This is a genomic window from Prauserella marina (genome assembly GCF_002240355.1).
In the GTDB taxonomy this organism is placed as follows: domain Bacteria; phylum Actinomycetota; class Actinomycetes; order Mycobacteriales; family Pseudonocardiaceae; genus Prauserella_A; species Prauserella_A marina.
In genome coordinates this window covers 4,763,033-4,778,366 of the sequence record NZ_CP016353.1, presented here as the reverse complement: position 1 = coordinate 4,778,366, position 15,334 = coordinate 4,763,033, and the positions used below count along the sequence as shown (strand labels likewise).

General features: G+C 67.4%; 18 protein-coding genes. 8 read left to right on the top strand and 10 right to left on the bottom strand.

Annotated features, from left to right (window positions below):
• Nucleotides 1-47 precede the first annotated feature (47 nt).
• The gene (locus tag BAY61_RS22385) at nucleotides 48-665 is read left to right on the top strand and encodes a DUF2975 domain-containing protein (protein ID WP_091809549.1); all 618 of its coding nucleotides are present in this window, start codon (nucleotides 48-50) and stop codon (nucleotides 663-665) included.
• Nucleotides 665-898, top strand: a complete 234-nt coding sequence (locus BAY61_RS22380) for a helix-turn-helix domain-containing protein (protein WP_091809551.1) — start codon at nucleotides 665-667, stop codon at nucleotides 896-898. The genes BAY61_RS22385 and BAY61_RS22380 overlap by 1 nt, the downstream gene beginning before the upstream one ends.
• 27 nt (nucleotides 899-925) lie before the next feature.
• Here the strand turns inward: BAY61_RS22380 and entS are convergent, their stop codons facing one another.
• Nucleotides 926-2,206 carry an enterobactin transporter EntS gene (gene entS / locus BAY61_RS22375; protein WP_091809552.1) on the bottom strand — a complete coding sequence of 427 codons (1,281 nt, stop codon included), beginning with the start codon at nucleotides 2,204-2,206 and terminating at the stop codon, nucleotides 926-928.
• Between the two features lie 56 nt (nucleotides 2,207-2,262).
• On the bottom strand, nucleotides 2,263-3,300 hold the full coding sequence (locus BAY61_RS22370) for an ABC transporter substrate-binding protein (RefSeq protein ID WP_170140309.1): 1,038 nt from the start codon (nucleotides 3,298-3,300) through the stop codon (nucleotides 2,263-2,265).
• A 155-nt stretch (nucleotides 3,301-3,455) separates the two neighbouring features.
• On the opposite strand from BAY61_RS22370, the gene BAY61_RS22365 reads away from it, so the two are divergent.
• From BAY61_RS22365 to BAY61_RS22355, 3 genes are all read left to right on the top strand, one after another.
• Nucleotides 3,456-4,445: a FecCD family ABC transporter permease gene (locus tag BAY61_RS22365; protein ID WP_091809556.1), complete on the top strand. Its 990-nt coding sequence runs from the start codon at nucleotides 3,456-3,458 to the stop codon at nucleotides 4,443-4,445.
• Nucleotides 4,442-5,473 (top strand): FecCD family ABC transporter permease, encoded by a 1,032-nt coding sequence (locus BAY61_RS22360; protein WP_091809558.1) that lies wholly within the window; start codon nucleotides 4,442-4,444, stop codon nucleotides 5,471-5,473. Before BAY61_RS22365 ends, BAY61_RS22360 begins: the two co-directional genes overlap by 4 nt.
• A gap of 81 nt (nucleotides 5,474-5,554) precedes the next feature.
• Entirely contained in the window at nucleotides 5,555-5,983 is a 429-nt protein-coding gene (locus BAY61_RS22355) for a PPOX class F420-dependent oxidoreductase (protein WP_091809560.1), read from the top strand.
• Between the two features lie 30 nt (nucleotides 5,984-6,013).
• On the opposite strand, the gene BAY61_RS22350 is transcribed toward BAY61_RS22355, so the two are convergent.
• The 3 genes from BAY61_RS22350 to BAY61_RS22340 form a co-directional block, all read right to left on the bottom strand.
• The gene (locus BAY61_RS22350; protein ID WP_211323639.1) at nucleotides 6,014-6,406 is read right to left on the bottom strand and encodes a hypothetical protein; all 393 of its coding nucleotides are present in this window, start codon (nucleotides 6,404-6,406) and stop codon (nucleotides 6,014-6,016) included.
• 131 nt (nucleotides 6,407-6,537) lie between these two features.
• Entirely contained in the window at nucleotides 6,538-7,371 is an 834-nt protein-coding gene (locus BAY61_RS22345; RefSeq protein WP_091809562.1) for an ABC transporter ATP-binding protein, read from the bottom strand.
• Nucleotides 7,368-8,039, bottom strand: a complete 672-nt coding sequence (locus BAY61_RS22340) for a FadR/GntR family transcriptional regulator (RefSeq protein WP_091809890.1) — start codon at nucleotides 8,037-8,039, stop codon at nucleotides 7,368-7,370. Before BAY61_RS22340 ends, BAY61_RS22345 begins: the two co-directional genes overlap by 4 nt.
• An 82-nt stretch (nucleotides 8,040-8,121) precedes the next feature.
• Here BAY61_RS22340 and BAY61_RS22335 point away from each other — a divergent pair, with 82 nt between their 5' ends.
• The gene (locus tag BAY61_RS22335) at nucleotides 8,122-8,865 is read left to right on the top strand and encodes an ATP-binding cassette domain-containing protein (RefSeq protein WP_091809564.1); all 744 of its coding nucleotides are present in this window, start codon (nucleotides 8,122-8,124) and stop codon (nucleotides 8,863-8,865) included.
• Nucleotides 8,866-8,870: 5 nt separating this feature from the next.
• On the opposite strand, the gene BAY61_RS22330 is transcribed toward BAY61_RS22335, so the two are convergent.
• From BAY61_RS22330 to BAY61_RS22320, 3 genes are all read right to left on the bottom strand, one after another.
• On the bottom strand, nucleotides 8,871-9,503 hold the full coding sequence (locus BAY61_RS22330; RefSeq protein WP_091809565.1) for a TetR/AcrR family transcriptional regulator: 633 nt from the start codon (nucleotides 9,501-9,503) through the stop codon (nucleotides 8,871-8,873).
• A gap of 15 nt (nucleotides 9,504-9,518) precedes the next feature.
• The gene (locus BAY61_RS22325; protein ID WP_091809567.1) at nucleotides 9,519-10,865 is read right to left on the bottom strand and encodes a cytochrome P450; all 1,347 of its coding nucleotides are present in this window, start codon (nucleotides 10,863-10,865) and stop codon (nucleotides 9,519-9,521) included.
• A 1,010-nt stretch (nucleotides 10,866-11,875) separates the two neighbouring features.
• Nucleotides 11,876-12,277, bottom strand: a complete 402-nt coding sequence (locus BAY61_RS22320) for a hypothetical protein (RefSeq protein ID WP_143021450.1) — start codon at nucleotides 12,275-12,277, stop codon at nucleotides 11,876-11,878.
• Between the two features lie 561 nt (nucleotides 12,278-12,838).
• On the opposite strand from BAY61_RS22320, the gene BAY61_RS33070 reads away from it, so the two are divergent.
• A complete protein-coding gene (locus BAY61_RS33070) occupies nucleotides 12,839-13,297 on the top strand; it encodes a hypothetical protein (RefSeq protein WP_143021451.1) in 459 nt (152 codons plus the stop codon).
• A 105-nt stretch (nucleotides 13,298-13,402) separates the two neighbouring features.
• Here BAY61_RS33070 and BAY61_RS22315 read toward each other — a convergent pair whose 3' ends face one another.
• Entirely contained in the window at nucleotides 13,403-14,233 is an 831-nt protein-coding gene (locus BAY61_RS22315; protein WP_091809571.1) for an EamA family transporter, read from the bottom strand.
• Between the two features lie 3 nt (nucleotides 14,234-14,236).
• Nucleotides 14,237-14,752 (bottom strand): MarR family winged helix-turn-helix transcriptional regulator, encoded by a 516-nt coding sequence (locus tag BAY61_RS22310; RefSeq protein ID WP_091809573.1) that lies wholly within the window; start codon nucleotides 14,750-14,752, stop codon nucleotides 14,237-14,239.
• A 108-nt stretch (nucleotides 14,753-14,860) separates the two neighbouring features.
• Here BAY61_RS22310 and BAY61_RS22305 point away from each other — a divergent pair, with 108 nt between their 5' ends.
• On the top strand, nucleotides 14,861-15,301 hold the full coding sequence (locus BAY61_RS22305) for an Rrf2 family transcriptional regulator (RefSeq protein ID WP_091809575.1): 441 nt from the start codon (nucleotides 14,861-14,863) through the stop codon (nucleotides 15,299-15,301).
• The last annotated feature ends 33 nt before the right edge of the window (nucleotides 15,302-15,334 follow it).

Below are 15,334 nucleotides of genomic sequence, written 5' to 3'. Positions count from 1 at the left end.
CGTTTATCGTTGTTATCGAGATTCGATAAGCGTCGTGGAGCGATGAGGTGCGAGCAGTGCGGACGGAATGGAATCCCCTCGGACTGCTGACGCGGATCACGCGCGTGGTGACCTGGGGGATCGGGCTCGCCGCGCTCGCGGTGGCGATCGCGGGCGTCGCCGCGCTCGGCTGGCTTCCCGGCACCGGAGCCAAGCCCGTGTGTACCGACGCGGCGGGCGGTGCGGGCCCGCTGGCGTCAGGGGCGTATTCGACGCGGGGTGGGGCGAGGGTGTGCGTCGATGATCCCACCTTCGCTCAGCAGGCCGCCGGTCTCGGGCAGCAGCTTCCGCAGGCGATCGTCACGCTGATCGCGCTGGTGCTGTTGCTGCGTTTCCTGCGGGCCGCGGCACGGGAAGGCCCCTACGCCGCCTCGGTGCCCCGTGCGCTGTCCTCGCTCGGCTGGTTCGTGCTCATCGGCGTCCCGCTCGCCGGGCTGTTGCTCGCGGTGTCGGGTTTCGTTCTGCGCGGCGGTTTCTTTGTCGGCTCGCCCGGCGACGGCTGGCCTGCCGACTGGTTCGGGTCCTTCCCGTGGTGGTCGATCGCCGCCGGTGTCACCGCGCTGACCTTCGCCCACATCCTGCGTATCGGGGTGCGGATGCGGGAAGAACTCGAAGGAACCATCTGATGCCACCGGAAGAGCGCGCCGAAGAGTCCCCGATCTCGGTGCATCTCGACGACCTGCTCGCCGAGCGGGGCATGACGCTCACCCAGCTGGCCGAGCACGTCGGCATCACCGTGGTGAACCTGTCCGTGCTCAAGAACGGAAGGGCGAAGGCCATCCGGTTTTCCACGCTGGCGCGGCTCTGTGAAGTCCTCGACTGCCAGCCTGGCGACCTGCTGCGCCATCGGCCGTCCTGACCGGAATGCCCACAGTGGGCATTCCGGTCAGCCTTCGGTCGCGCGTTCCGTGCTTTCCGGTGAGGGTTCCGGCCCGGTGAGCTTGGCTTCGCGCAGCCCTCGCATGCCGAGCGCGGAACCGATCGCACCGGCGGCACACAGCGCGCCGCCGCCGACGAGCGCGACACTCGTGCCGAGTAGCCGTCCCGCGAATCCGGACACCGCGTTGCCGGCCGACGGGCCGACCGTCGCCTGCGACAGCCACAGTGCGGACACCCTGCCCTGGAGGTGATCGGGGGTGTGCGCCTGGAGCAGCGCGCGCCGCAGGATCTCCGAGACGCTGTCCCCGAATCCCGCTATGGCGAGGAATCCGACGACGAGCCACATCGGAGTGGACAGTCCGAAACCGACGATCGCCATGCCCCACACCAGAACCGAGGCGCTCAGCACCCAGCCGGGCCGTCGTACCCGGCCGGTCCAGCCACTGGTCAACGCGGCGAGCATGGCGCCGATGGCAGGCGCGGTGTACAGCAGGCCGACGGCCGCGGGATCGTCACCGAACCGCTCGGCGCCCACCGCGGGAAACAACGCGTAGGGCATCGCGAGCAACATCGGGAACAGGTCGATGACCATCAGGCCCAGCACGACCTTGGTCCGGACCACGTAGCGCAGTCCTTCGCCCATGGCCCGCAAGGGATGTTGCCGCTCTTCGCCGGGTTCCCCTCCGGGCGGGAGGCTGGGCAGCAACCGCAGCAGCAGCGCGGTCGCGACCAGCGCGACCAGCGTGCACGCGTAGGTGGTGCCGAGGCCGGGGCCCGCGATGAGCACGCCGCCGAGCGCGGGGCCGACGATGGCGCCGACCTGGGTGGTCAGCGTCATCAGCGCTCCGGCCGCGGCAAGGTGTTTGCGGCCGACGAGCGCGGGGGAGACCGCCATCAGCACGGTCGAGCTGAGTCCCCCGGCGAAGCCGTTGACGACGTCGGCGACGTACAGCGCCCACAGGGAAGGCACCGGCATGAGCGCGTTGCCGAGCAGCACCGCCCCCGCGACGATCGCGAGCGTGCGGGCGCGCACGATGAGCTTCCTGCGGTCGATCCGGTCGGCGAGTACCCCGCCGGTGAGCGTGCCGACGAGCAGCGACACCGCCATCGCGAGACTCACGAGGCCGACCTGCGCCGAGGATCCGGTGAGCTGGTAGACCTGGAACGGCAGCGCTACCTGCGCGAGTCCGAGTCCGAGCAGTGACACCGTTCGCGCGGCGAACACGACGCGAAATCCGGGGCTCTGTCGCAATGGGCTGAGGTCGATCAGCAGGCGGCCGAGGCGCATCGCGGGCGGATTCCTTTATTCGCAGGGTATGGGCTTGCGGGCGGGCGTTCCCGCCATCAGGCGATTCCCGCCTTCGCCCGCTCAAGGCCGTCCGCGACCTCGCCCGCGATCTGGGCGTAGGAGTGGTAGCTGTACGGGTTCTCTGTGCGCCACGGGATGAGCGCTCCGGCTTGCACCGAGGGAAGCTGGTTGAACACGTCGATCTCCTTGAGCTGATCGAGTGTCAGCGACTGTGTGCGGACGTCGTGCAGGATCACGTCGGCCGGGTACTTGTTGATCTGTTCCCAGGTGATGTCCGGTGCCCAGGTCTGGGTCTCGGGCTGGTCGCCGACGTTCATGATGGGCACCCCTGCCTCGTGGAGATAGCGCAGGCTCGCGTGCGCGAGCGGATTGCCGAGATACGGTGTTTCCGCCGTGCCGGACACCGCGAGTACGCGCAGGCCGTTCTTGCTCTTCGCGACGTCGGCCAGCCGGGCGGTGGCCTTCTCGAAGTCACCTCTGGCCTTGGTGATGCCGGGGGCCTCGATGTCGGCGCCGAGCGCCTTCGCCAGTTGCTCGTAGCGCTCGATGACGGCCGATGCGTTCTTTTGCACCATCATGATTCCCGCTGAGGGGGCTTGCTTCATGATCTCGTCGGCGGAGTCCTCCGGGACATACCACAATCCCTGCTGGTTGTTGACGACCATGCTGACCAGCAGATCGGGCTGGGTCTTGATGTAGCGGGGTACGTCGAATTCGTTGAACGCGTTGCCGAGGTCGACGGCCGAGTCGAGATCGACCCTGCCGACCTGGGGGTCGGGGGTGCCGTCGCCGAGGCGCTGCGGGCCGAACAGCGCGGCAGGCCGGATGCCGTACTCCCACAGCGCGGCCGCCGAACCCGCGTACATGACGATGTTGCCTGGTGTGCTTGGCAATTGGACGCGCTCGTTCCGGTCGTCGGTGAAGTCGAAGGGCGTTGCCCCCGCGTCGCCGGTGTTCCCGTCATCGCCGGTGTTGGCGCTGTTGGTGCAGGCGGCGAGCGCGGCGGTGGCCGCCGTTCCCGCCGCTACGCCAAGAAAGCGCCGCCTCGTGACAGGTGACCGAAAGATCGTCATGCCCCGTGTTCTCCTCGCCATGCCGCCCTACCGCTTTATTTTAGGTGAGGCTAACCTCATGAGCGGATTGAGGGAAGAGAGGATGGCTTGTGGCAGGGGTAACAGCACTCCCCGAGCGGACGGAACGAACACGGCGGCGCGCGCGAGGACGGACCATGCCACACGCGCTGATCTTGTCCGCGGGGGTCCTCGCGCTACTCGGCTGCGCCGTGCTGAGCATCGGGATCGGATCGGGCGAGCTGTCCTTCGCCCGGGCGTTGCGGTTGCTGTGGTCGCCGGAGCAGGGTTACGACTCCACTTTGGTGCATTCCATGCGGTTGCCGCGCACGGTGCTCGGCATCGCCGCCGGTGCCGCGCTCGCGATCGCCGGGGCGCTCATGCAGGCGCTGACCCGCAATCCGCTCGCCGACCCCGGGATCTTCGGGGTCAACGCGGGGGCTTCGGCGACGGTCGTCGCCGCCATCAGCACGTTCGGGCTGACCGGTTTCACCGCCTACGTCTGGTTTGGATTCCTCGGTGCGGCGATCGCGTCGGTGGCCACGTTCCTGCTGGGCACGCGGGCGAGGTTCGCGGCGACCCCGATGCGCCTCGCGCTCGCCGGTACCGCCGTCAACGCCGCGCTGACCGCGTTCACCAACGGGTTCGTCTACTTCGACAACACCTCGTTCGCGCAGTACCGGTCGTGGGTGATCGGTTCGCTCAACGTCCCCAACGCGACCTCGGCGTGGCAGGCCGTTCCGTTCGTCGCCGCCGGCCTGCTGATCGCGCTGGCCCTCGTGAAGCCGCTCAACGCGCTCGCGCTCGGCGAGGACACCGGGAGCGCGCTCGGTTCGAAAGTCAGGCTCACCAGGATCGTCGGCATGGGCGCCATCGTGTTGCTGTGCGGCGCGACGACGGCGGCGGTCGGCCCGATCGCGTTCGTCGGGCTCGCCGTCCCGCATCTCGTCAGATACGTCACCGGTCCCGACTACCGGCTGCTCATCCCGTACTGCCTGGTGTTCGCTCCGGTCCTGTTGCTCGCCGCGGACATCGCGGGACGAATTCTCTTGTCAGGCGGCGAAATCCAGGTGGCGATCATGACCGCGTTGTTCGGCGGCCCCGTTTTCGTATTGCTGGCAAGGCGAAGGAAGTTGGCGCAGCTGTGAGCACCACGGTCAGGTCACCTACGGTCCGGCTCGGCTCGCTGTCGCTGCGGGTGAGCCCGCGAGGCTTGCTCGTCGGTGTCGCGCTTGCCGTCGCCGTCGCCGTCCTGTGGTTCATCGCGTTGCTGCCCGGCTCCGATGTCATGCCGGTTTCCGCCGTGCTCAACACACTTTCCGGCAACGGCAGTCCCGGCGACGAGGCCATCGTCTACGACTGGCAGCTGCCGAGGGCGCTCACCGCCATCGAAGTCGGGCTCGCACTGGGACTTTCCGGCGCGGTGTTCCAGAGCCTGACCCGCAACCCGTTGGGCAGCCCCGACATTCTCGGTTTCAGCTCCGGCGCGGCGACCGGCGCGCTGCTGTCGCTGACCGTGCTCGGCACGGCCGCTCTGCCGACGTGGCTCGGCGCGCTCGCCGGTGGCGCACTGTCGGCGACGCTCATCTACCTCGTCTCCTTCAACAACGGCATCAGGGTCCATCGCCTCGTGCTCGTCGGCATCGGCATGAACGCCATCTTTGTCGCCGCCAACTCGATGCTCATGGCCCGCGCGGAGTTCTACGACGCGAAGTCGGCGGCCAACTGGCTGATCGGCACCCTCGACGGAAGGGGCTGGGGACACGTAGCCACGGTCGGTGTCACGCTGGTCGTGCTGGTTCCGCTCGTGCTGGCGTTGGCGCCCTCGCTGCGGATGCTGGAGATGGGCGACGAGCACGCACGAGGACTTGGCCTTCGCGTGGAACTGGACCGGTTCCTGCTCATCGCCGCCGGTGTCGCTCTGCTCAGCGCGGCGGTCACCGCCGCCGGTCCGATCGCGTTCGTCGCGCTCGCCGCGCCGCAGCTCGCGAAACTGCTGTGCCGGTCGGGAACATGCCCGCTGATCCCTTCCGCGCTCATGGGCGCCCTGTTGTTGCAGGCATCCGACGTGCTGGCCACCACGGCCACGGAACACACCCTGCCGGTCGGCGTCGTCACCGGCGCGCTCGGCGGGTGTTACCTGATGTGGCTGCTCGGCTGGAACCGCAGGGCCTGATCTCCCGGCGTGCTTGACCTTGCCACCGGTGTCAAGGTTCATGATGGAGGCGAGTCGCGCCATCCCGAGAGGAGCCCTTTCATGTCACCGTCGTTCGACCCCCACGCCCTGCTCGCCGAGAGCAAGCTCGGGGTACTGGCCACGATCAAGGCCAACGGTCTTCCCCAGCTTTCCCCTGTGACCCCGTTCTTCGACCGCGCGAACCAGACCATCTACGTCTCGATGACCGAGGGCAGGGCCAAGACGGTGAACTTGAGGAGGGACCCGAGGGCCGCGCTGGAGGTGACCAGCTCCGACGGCTGGGCGTGGGCGACGGCCGAGGGCACGGTGACGCTCATCGGGCCTGGCACCGACCCGCACGGCGCCGAGGTCGAGGCACTGGTGGACTACTACCGCAGCGCGGCGGGAGAACACCCTGACTGGGAGGAATACCGGTCGGTCATGGTGTCCGATCGCAGGGTGCTCATGGTGCTGAAGGTCGGCCACGTCTACGGGGAGAAGATTCGCTGACGGAGCGGTCGGCCGACAATGAGCACGGCGTCAGGCGCTCACCGGCTCGCGCCGCAACGCCACCGTGGCACACACGGACGCGGCCAGCCATATGACAGGTCCCGACGTTCCGCCGATGAGGTCCACGTGGCCGGGGATCACGAGAACGAAGAGGAACGCCACGTCGACCACGCCGAGGACGGTGATGTTGAGCCAATACCCCAGCCTGCTGTTGATCCGGTTCATGGCCAGCGCCACGGCGACGGCCTGCGCTCCCAGCACGGTCGCGCAGATGAAGAACATGAGGCTTTCGGCTTCCAGTTCACCGGCGGTCCCGCCTGCGAAGCCGTCGATCACCATCGAGACGCCGAGCCCCATGTGCAGCAGGCCCCACAACACGAACAACCCGGCAGCGCTCGTGGCCCATCGAAGACCAGCCGTCATTTCGGCCCCCAATCCAGCGAATTCACCAGACCGGGGTGGCCAGGCAGTGAGGAACCTACGACCTTCCGAGCCACGCCACATCGGGGTGATCACCGATGTCGACCCGGAGGTCCACCGAACCGCCGCCCGGCTCAGCCGAGCGTCGCCACCGCCGCGCGCCTGCTCCTGACCGCCCTCGCCGACCAGCGGCCGTGCTGGTAGCCGACCTCGACGGGGTGGTCGAAGGCCGAGGAGACGTTCGCGGTCGTCACCGTCGTGGCGGCCGGACCGGCCGCGACGACCTTGCCTTCGGCGAGCAGCAGCGCGTGGGTCGTCGTGGTCGGCAGCTCTTCCAGGTGGTGGGTGACCAATACCGACGCGATGCCGGGATGGGTCTCGTCGAGCAGGTCGACCGTCTCCAGCAACTGTTCGCGAGCGGCGACGTCCAGCCCCGTCGAGGGTTCGTCGAGCAACAGCAGCCTCGGCCCGCAGATCAGCGCCCGAGCCAGCAGCGTGCGCCCGCGTTCGCCCTGGGAGAGCGTCGGCCAGCGATCGCCTGCTTTCCCGCGAAGGCCGAGGACGTCGATCAGCGCCTCGGCCCGGTCGACGTCCTCGGGAACGGGCCGCCAGCGGGGTGGCAGGTCGATGCTGCCGGTGATGCCGCTGAGCACGACCTCCCGCACCGTGAGCGGCGAGCGCAGCGGGTGCCTGGGGTTCACGTGACCGATCGCGCGGCGCAGCGCCTGTAGTTCGACGCGGCCGAGTTGCTGACCGAGTACGTGAACGGCGCCGGCCGTCGGATGGGTCAGCGCCCCGCAGAAGCCGAGCACCGTGCTCTTGCCCGCCCCGTTGGGGCCGAGCAGCGCCCAGTGCTCACCCCTGCCGACGGTGAAGCTGACGTCGGTCAGGATCTGCTTTCCCTGCCTGCGGAAGGTGACCTCCCTCAGTTCGAGAACAGCATCGGTCCCTTCGGGCTCCTCGGTCATGTGAACTGCCGTTTCAGGTCGGTCAGGTGGGTGCGGCTCGCCTCGGCCGCCGCGACGGGGTCGCGGTCGGCGATGGCGGTGGCCAGCAGTGCGTGTGCGGTGTGGTCGTCGTCGGGGGAGTCGAGCGGCCGGATCCTGAGCATGTCCACCATCGCCTTGCGCACCCTTGGCACGAAGCTGTCGAACAGTTCGGTGAGCACGTCGTTGTGAGCCGCGACGAGGACGGTGCGGTGGAAGACCATGTCCGCGTCGACGTGGTCGGCGAGGTCGCGGTCGCACCAGCGGCGGGCGCCGAGCGCGCGGTTGATCGTCCGCAGGTCGGCCGGGGTTCTGCGCTCGGCGGCGAGCGCGGCGGCTTCCGTCTCGATCGCCATGCGCGCCTCGATGACCGAACCGACGGAGGCGCGCCGCAGCACGGCGTCCCAGTCTTCGGTGACGTCGGTGGCGATGACGAAGACACCGGCGCCTTGCCGCGAATCGAGCACGCCTTTGCCTGCCAGCTCACGGATCGCCTCGCGCAACGTCGACCTGCCGACACCGAGCTGGGCGGCGAGAGTGGCCTCGCCCGGCAGCCGCTGGCCAAGCGGCCACCGTCCTGAGCGGATGTCGTCGAGCAGCGCATCGGCCGTCAGCGACGTCAGCGGCCTGCGCTGTACGAATGGGGGCATCGCCACACCGTACCCATCCGCTTGTCTGAGGTGTTGGCCAGGTGTTCCGAGGGCTGAGCGGTCGGCGTGCGAGGATCGGTCGATGTCGACCGCCGAGCTGAGCGAGCTGACCGTCGAGGTCGACACGGGACGGTGGAACGAGACGATCCTCGATTCGGTGGATCTCGTGGTCCCCGCGGGGCGGATCACCGTGCTGCTCGGCGAATCCGGGTGCTGCAAATCCATGGTCGCCGCCGCGCTGACGGGCCTGCTTCCCTCGGTCGCGCGCAGCACCGGAGACGTCCGGGTCAACGGCACGGTGGTGCGGGATGAGCGGCAGTGGCGGCGGCTCCGTTCAGGGACCGTCGGCCTGGTGCCGCAGTCCGGCGTCACGGCGTTCGCCGCGGAGCGCACCGTTGGGGCGCAGCTCCACGAGCGTCGAGGGCCGCGCCCCTGCCGGAGCGTCGAGAACGCCTGCGCGGCGGCGTTGTACCCGACGGACGTGCTCGACCTGTATCCGGACCAGCACTCCAGTGGTCAGATCCAGCGTGCCGCGCTGGCGGCGGCCTTGCTGCCCTGCCCCGATCTGCTGGTCGTGGACGAGCCCACCGCGTCCCTCGACCTGGGTACCGCTCACGAGGTGTGGGCCAACCTGCGAACCTACGCTGACACCGGTGCGGCCTTACTGACCATCACCCACGACGCCACGCTGGCGGTCGAGGCCGGGGGCGCCGACCGGATGGTGTTCATGCGTCACGGCCGCATCGTCGCGACCGGGGCGCCAGCCGAGATGCGTGCTCTCCCCGACCCTTACGTGCGGGGTTTCTTTCCCCAGATCGGCCAGTGACGCTCCTATGAGGTGCGTTTACCGCGCAGGCCGGGAACGGTGTAGCCGTGCACGATCACTTCGATCCCGCGGCGCAACGTGTCCCTGTCGCCGCCGTCGAGAAACGGCCTCGCCAGCGCGTCGTAGAGCAATCCGTCCAGTTGTGCCGTCAGCAACCGCGCCGCGCGTTCCGGATCGGCCACGTTCGCCGCCCGCATTCCCGCGGCAACCCGCTCGACGAACCCCCGGTTCGCGGCGATCAACTCCGCTTCGAGTTCCCTGTGCCGCGTCGCGTCCAGGTACAACTCCAGCCTCGCGATGGTCCGCGACCGCGCTGGCCCCAGCGCGTACTCCAGCACTCCGGTCAGCATGTCCACGATCGCCGCGCGCCCAGCCCTTCCGGCCAGGCTCCACCCCGACACCGGAATCCGGTCGAGCATTTCCGAATCCAGCTCCACCATCCGGTCGAGCACCGCTTTCAGCAGCGCCAGCCGGGTCCGGAAACAACTGCTCGTGCTCCCTGAGGGAAGGTCGGCCCGCACGTCGACGGCACGATGGGTCAATCCCCGTAACCCGTCCGCCGCGATCACCTCGATCGCCGCGTCGGCCGCGCGCTGCTTGCGCACGGTTTGCCGGGGTCGCAGGGGCGTGTTGCTCATGCCCGCATTACAGCATCACGCACGGGAACCGGTCGCGACCACGTCGGCGAGCAGGCCCCGTGCGGGCCGGAGGGAGATCATGCTGGCAGGGCGAATACGTTGCGCGGGAAGGGACAGCGTGGTCCTCGCGAGCAACCTGGCCAGCATCACGATGAGTTCGGTACTCGCCATGGACGAGCCGATGCAGCGATGCGGCCCCGAACCGAACGGCAGGAATTCGTGCGGGGTCGGCTTGCGGTATCCCGGGTCGCGGGGATCCCAGCGTTCAGGCCGGAACCGGGTGGGTTCCCTCCACAGTTGCGGCATGCGATGGGTGACGTAGGGGCTGATGATGACCATGCTTCCCTCGCGGATCAGCGAGCCGTCGAACTCGATGTCCTCGTTCGCTCTCCTGCCGACGACGACAACGGCGGGGTAGAGCCGCAATGTCTCGTGCACGACGTTGGTCAGGTACCTGAGATTCTTGAGGTCGGCGGCCGTCGGCGTGCGGTCGCCGAGTACCTCCAGAACCTCGGCTTTGGCTTTGGCCCACACGCCAGGCGTGCTGAGCATCGCGTATACGGCCCAGCCGAGGACGGCGCTCGTCGTCTCGTATCCCGCGACGATCAGGGTGACCGTCTGGTCCCGTATCTCCACATCAGACAGTCGAAGCCCTTCTTCGTCCGTGCCGTGGACGAGGGAGGCGAGTACGGTTTGCTCTTTCCCTGGAATGGCCGCGCGCACGTGCTCGATCTCGGCGTAGATGCGTTCGTCCACACGGTCCCTCGCGGCCATTGCCTTCCGCCATTCCGGTGTGGACAGTCTCCTTCGCAACGCGACGGTCTGCGGAAGCCCGTCGCACAGGTCGAGCAGAATCTGTAGTTGATCGCCGAAGAACGTGGCGTCGGCGGCGAGTCTCGGACCGAAAAGGGCCTGTAGTGTGCTGCGCCGGATCGCGGCGCGCAATTCCCGGTAGACGTCGATCCGTTCCCCTGCCCGCCACGAGTCGATCGCGAGGTCGGCGTTGCCGGTCATGGTGTCGACGTAGCCCGCGATCTGCCGGTGGTTCATGGCCGGTTGCACGAGCCTGCGGCGCCTCCGGTGCTCGTGCCCGTCGCTGAGCAGCATCGACGTTTCGCCGTCGACGGGAACCAGCCAGTCGAACGCGTCCCGCCAGCGGAACCGGTCGGAGTTGGCGAAGACGAACCGGTTGGCCTCCGGGCCAAGCAGATAGGTGTAACCCGCCGTGCCCATCCCGATTTTCGCGAGCGGGCCGCGTCGCCGGTGTAGCCACCGCAGCAGCTCGCCGGGAGCGTAGGCCAGGGTGTGATCGCGGAAGCGGCGCGCCGCTCGCGGCTCATCGGTTTCGCCAATGGTGGTCATGCGGCAACTCCGATCACTTCTGCTACATCTGTAGCAGAAGGCTAGCGCGCCGGTAAGGGCTGCCGCAAACCTGGTCGTCATCGCGCGATCGCTTGCGGTGTTCCCGTGCGGGTGGCTATGGTCGATGCTGGCTGAAGCCGTTGCGGGCCGGATGGGGAGTATCTCGGCCGTGAATGACAGCGAAACGGCGTGAGGGGGAGGATCGCCGTGCGTTGGGATGACGGAAGTGTTGCCCGTACGGGGTTGGGTGACCGAGTCGCGGAGTCGCGGCAGGATTCGGATCGGGCTGCTTCCGGCTCGGTGCCGACGAGCGTCTGTCGGGAGAATTCGGGGCGACTTGGAGTCCACAATGGACCAGGCCGTTCCGGGGGCAGGATGCGTTCATGCGAGGCGGGGCCTGGCTGAGGGTCGGTGCTGGTCGGGTCTGATGTGGCGGACCAGATCGCGGGTATCGCCGCGAGGCTTGCCGGTTGTGCGCTGACGGCGATGGGACAAAGCTGATACGTGAACCCGATGTTCGCTCGAACGTATCCGCGTGCCACGGCTTTGCTGGTCGCCGCGCGATGTTAATTGCACTATCAGCAGCTCTGCTCAGCGGGTTATTCTCGTTCCGATTCGTAGTCGATTGTTCGGTGTCCGTTACTCTCGTTGAAGTATCTTGAATGCAAGATGCTATGCAAAAGCTTGGCGCGTGAATTTTTACGGGAGAGCGCATCGGTCTGGCGAGCACCCCACGCGCGGATCTCCCCCGGCCGGAGCGGCCACGCCGGGGCAGGCGCACCACCAGCAGACCACACTCTGCCGGATGTGCTCGTAGCAGATTACCGGAGGCATCGCATGGGCGGAACTCAGCGCCGGGGCCCACGCCTGAGGCCATTACCTATGGCGCACCGCGAGCCCGCCATTCTCGCGATCGGCCAAATCGGCCCGGCCTTCCATCATCGGTTGCCGCCGGCGAGCAGCCTGATCGGCATTGGCTCGCCGGCGACCGGTATTTCCCCAGGCCTGGCTCAGTGATCGTTCACGAACGGCTTGGCGCCACAACCCCAGCTGCACGCCGTGACCGTGAACTTCTGCCCCTCGGGCAGGTTGTACTTACCGCCGAGCGAAGCGCTCTTCGTTGCGCAACTGCCCGTGCCGCCGGGCACCGTGAACTTGTACCGCGTGGTTGACCCGGGGCCGACCCACACAGTCGGAGATTTGCCGTCCTTCTTCGTGTCGCACACAGAGATGACGTCGCCGTATTCCTTCACGTACACCTTGAAATCACCGGCCGCGCCCGACCAGGTGTGGTCCCAGCTGCCCCCGCCGGGCGGGGCCGGGGCTGCTGAAGCGGTGCCATGGAAGGCCAGGACCGCCAAGGCTCCGGACGACAAGGCGACCGCAGCGCGGACACCCATGCGTGACTTCATCAAAAATCCTTTCCTGTCGGAAGCGATGGCGCACTGTAACCCAGTGTTGATTATGAGGACAAGAGTATTGTTCAACAATCTCTCGGCGTCAGGGAGCAGACGGCTCGAGGTCGACGGCACCGTAGCGCGGAACTCGGCACCGTCCCGGGCCGCGGATCAGCGCCGTCATCGATCAGAACGACTGTGAGCTCGGCCGTGGTACCCTCGCGCACGAGCGCCGCCTTACCGTTCCGCTCAGCACCGCTAATTCAGGTAACTGGGGCGAGGATTTGTTGAAGAGCTTCTGGCCAGGCGGGCAGCGATCCGGACCAAGCTAAGAGTGTGTCTCGGTTGGATGTTGGTTGAGGTGCGGGCAAGATCACGACTCGTGATGGATGAGTTGTCGCGGCGGCTGGTGCTCGACGAGTCGTGGGCGTTGGTGGAACCGCTCATCCGCCGGGAATGAAGTGTTGGCTGGTTTCAGGTTTCCGTTACTGATCTCTTGTCGGGTGAATTGCTGCCGGGTTCAGCCCCTTTCTCGCATGTGCGGGTGATGTTGTTTCCAGAATCGGGAACGTCAACGTGAATGCCTTGCAGATCTTGCTCCCGTTGGACGGAATTTATTCACGAGGTGAATTGCCGGAACAGGCCAAGGCTGGTCAGTTGATTCAGGACTCAGGCTGGTTCTCTGATATTGGATCAGATAACGACGTAGACGTGCTTGTTGCACTGAGCGCAGGTCGGGGGAATTCCGTCATCTCAACCGAAGGATCGTTCGAACGACGGTTGGCAAGATTTAGCCGAAAGATCATCAAGTCAGAAATCCATCCAGCAAGCGAAGGTCATGCCTGCGCCGGTTCACCGGAGATTCCGGGGCATTTTGGAATGTTCCGGTTGTGTACTAATCTTCTTTTCGGTTCAGGGTGGTGGAATGGTCGTTGGCTGCCATTGGCTGCCATTGGCTGGCTGGTGACGCTTGTCTCCGAGGTCGTCGCCGGAGAGGGGTTTGATTCACCGCTGCTTGTCACCGTAAGCAGATGAGTTTCAAATCCCACTCCGTCGAAATGCCTACGATGTGCAACCTGTTGGGTCACCGCCAATTCATCCGTTGGCATCATGGTGAAACTGGCTCGCTTCGCGGATCTCTCACCCCGCGGTGAGGAGCGTGACGGCCGCCGCCGAGGCCAGCAGTCCGGCCACTTGTGTGGCACGCAGTCGTTCTCGCAGAACGACAATGCCGAGCACCACAGGTATGACCGGATAGAGCGAGGAGAGCACCACGGCGATCACGACGAGCTGGTGCCGCGTGGCGAGCAGATAACACAGCAACGCGAGCGCGGCCGCGATCCCGGCGAGCGCCGCGAGCAGTGGAATGGCAGCGGGTCGTAAGCGCAGTCTGGGGGCGCGGGTCCACGGCAGCACAGTGAGGATCGCCGCGACGCGGCCAGCGACGACGGGCCACCCGCCAGAAGCGGGCGTGGCTTGCGCGAGCGCGAGGTACTGCACGGCGATTCCGGTGCTCGCGATCAGCCCGTTCGCGACGGGGCCGGGGACACCGCCGGTGCCGGAGCGAGTGTGGGAGACCAGCCACAGCGCGGGAACGGCGACCGCGATTCCCAGCCAGGACAACGGTGGAGGTCGCTCACCGAGAAAGGCGACTCCCGCGAGCGCGGGCAACGCGACACCGCCCACCGCGCTGACCGGAACGACCACGCTCATCGCGCCATCCGCCAGTCCACGGAACAGGAAGAGCATGCCGATTCCGGTGCCGACCCCCGACAGCGCTCCCCAGCCGAGGTCGGCGGCGCCCACCGCGCCGGTGGGCACGACCGGGACGAAGGCGAGCGCGAACACCAGCCCGCCGGCCTGTCCGAGTAACGCGACGGTCGCGAACGGCGCCCTGCGGGCCACGAGCCCGCCGACGAAGTCGGAAAGGCCGTAACAGATCGCCGATGCCAGGGCGAGCAGCGCGCCCATCGCTCAGCCCGGTCCGTCCCGCTGCGCTTGCCCGACCGGGCACACCGCGTCGGTGGTGCAGCTCGCGCGGTCACACAACCGGCACAGCAGGTCCGCGTTGCCGACGTCCTGGTGGATGCGGGTCAGCAGGGTGCTCAGCAAGTCGCCGAGCTGCTTCTGTTCGGCTGGGCTCAGCGCGTCGAGCAGGCTCTCCAGCCCGGTGCCGCGCGCGTCGAGCAGGCCACGGGCGACCCTGTGGCCCTCGTCGGTGAGCCCGACGGCGACCTCTCTGCCGTGCCGGGGCCGCCGTTCCAGCAAACGCTTGCCTTCCAGTGAGTCGACCATGCGCGCGGCGGCCGATTGACTCAGCCCGATCCTGCGTCCCAGTTCGGTCACACTCAGTTCGTGGCCGGTGGATGCCACCACGAGGGCGGCGGCGCCGCTGGCGCTCACTCCCGCATTGGCCCGCGCTCCGGCGAGCACCCGGTCGGTCACGGCCAGTGCGGCGGCACCCAGCAGATTGGCGACCCTTTCATGCATGACTCATGCATAACGCGCGACGGCGAGCTGTGCAAGTCGGGTGATTGACAGCGGTTCGAACTGTAACTAGCTTGATGGCAGTTTGATGGTCGGCGTGGAAGGAACGCGGTGAGTCTCAGTAGCCGGAGCGCGGTCGCGATACACGCGCTCACCATGCTCGCTCGCTGGGAACGTTCGCTGACGTCGGCCGAGATCGCGGAAAGCCTTGCGAGCAATCCCGTCCTCGTGCGACGGATCCTCGGCAGCTTGCGCGACGCGGGTCTGGTGTTGTCGAGCGAGGGGCGCGGCGGCGGCTGGTCGCTCGCCCGCGGTCCGAGGGAGATCACGCTCCACGACGCGCACATCGCCGTCGAGGCAGAACAGGTGCTGGCCAGGCATCCGCATCCGCCCAACTCGGAATGCGAGGTGGGACGGCACATCCAGGCCATTCTTGAGGTGGAGTTCCAGGCCGCCGAGCAGGCCATGCGGGAACGGCTTGGCCGGACGACGATCGACGACCTCGTGTCGCAGGTGCTGATCGCCGAGCGCTCCCTGCCGTCGCGGCGCTGAACAGGACGGCTGTTCAGCGCCGCTTTTTCGCTG

Coding starts and splice junctions, on each gene's coding strand:
- BAY61_RS22380 (WP_091809551.1), top strand. CDS start 665: ATGCCACCGGAAGAGCGCGCCGAAGAGTCCCCGATCTCGGTGCATCTC.
- entS (WP_091809552.1), bottom strand. CDS start 2,206: ATGCGCCTCGGCCGCCTGCTGATCGACCTCAGCCCATTGCGACAGAGC.
- BAY61_RS22370 (WP_170140309.1), bottom strand. CDS start 3,300: ATGACGATCTTTCGGTCACCTGTCACGAGGCGGCGCTTTCTTGGCGTA.
- BAY61_RS22365 (WP_091809556.1), top strand. CDS start 3,456: ATGCCACACGCGCTGATCTTGTCCGCGGGGGTCCTCGCGCTACTCGGC.
- BAY61_RS22355 (WP_091809560.1), top strand. CDS start 5,555: ATGTCACCGTCGTTCGACCCCCACGCCCTGCTCGCCGAGAGCAAGCTC.
- BAY61_RS22350 (WP_211323639.1), bottom strand. CDS start 6,406: ATGACGGCTGGTCTTCGATGGGCCACGAGCGCTGCCGGGTTGTTCGTG.
- BAY61_RS22345 (WP_091809562.1), bottom strand. CDS start 7,371: ATGACCGAGGAGCCCGAAGGGACCGATGCTGTTCTCGAACTGAGGGAG.
- BAY61_RS22340 (WP_091809890.1), bottom strand. CDS start 8,039: ATGCCCCCATTCGTACAGCGCAGGCCGCTGACGTCGCTGACGGCCGAT.
- BAY61_RS22335 (WP_091809564.1), top strand. CDS start 8,122: ATGTCGACCGCCGAGCTGAGCGAGCTGACCGTCGAGGTCGACACGGGA.
- BAY61_RS22330 (WP_091809565.1), bottom strand. CDS start 9,503: ATGAGCAACACGCCCCTGCGACCCCGGCAAACCGTGCGCAAGCAGCGC.
- BAY61_RS22325 (WP_091809567.1), bottom strand. CDS start 10,865: ATGACCACCATTGGCGAAACCGATGAGCCGCGAGCGGCGCGCCGCTTC.
- BAY61_RS22320 (WP_143021450.1), bottom strand. CDS start 12,277: ATGAAGTCACGCATGGGTGTCCGCGCTGCGGTCGCCTTGTCGTCCGGA.
- BAY61_RS22315 (WP_091809571.1), bottom strand. CDS start 14,233: ATGGGCGCGCTGCTCGCCCTGGCATCGGCGATCTGTTACGGCCTTTCC.
- BAY61_RS22310 (WP_091809573.1), bottom strand. CDS start 14,752: ATGCATGAAAGGGTCGCCAATCTGCTGGGTGCCGCCGCACTGGCCGTG.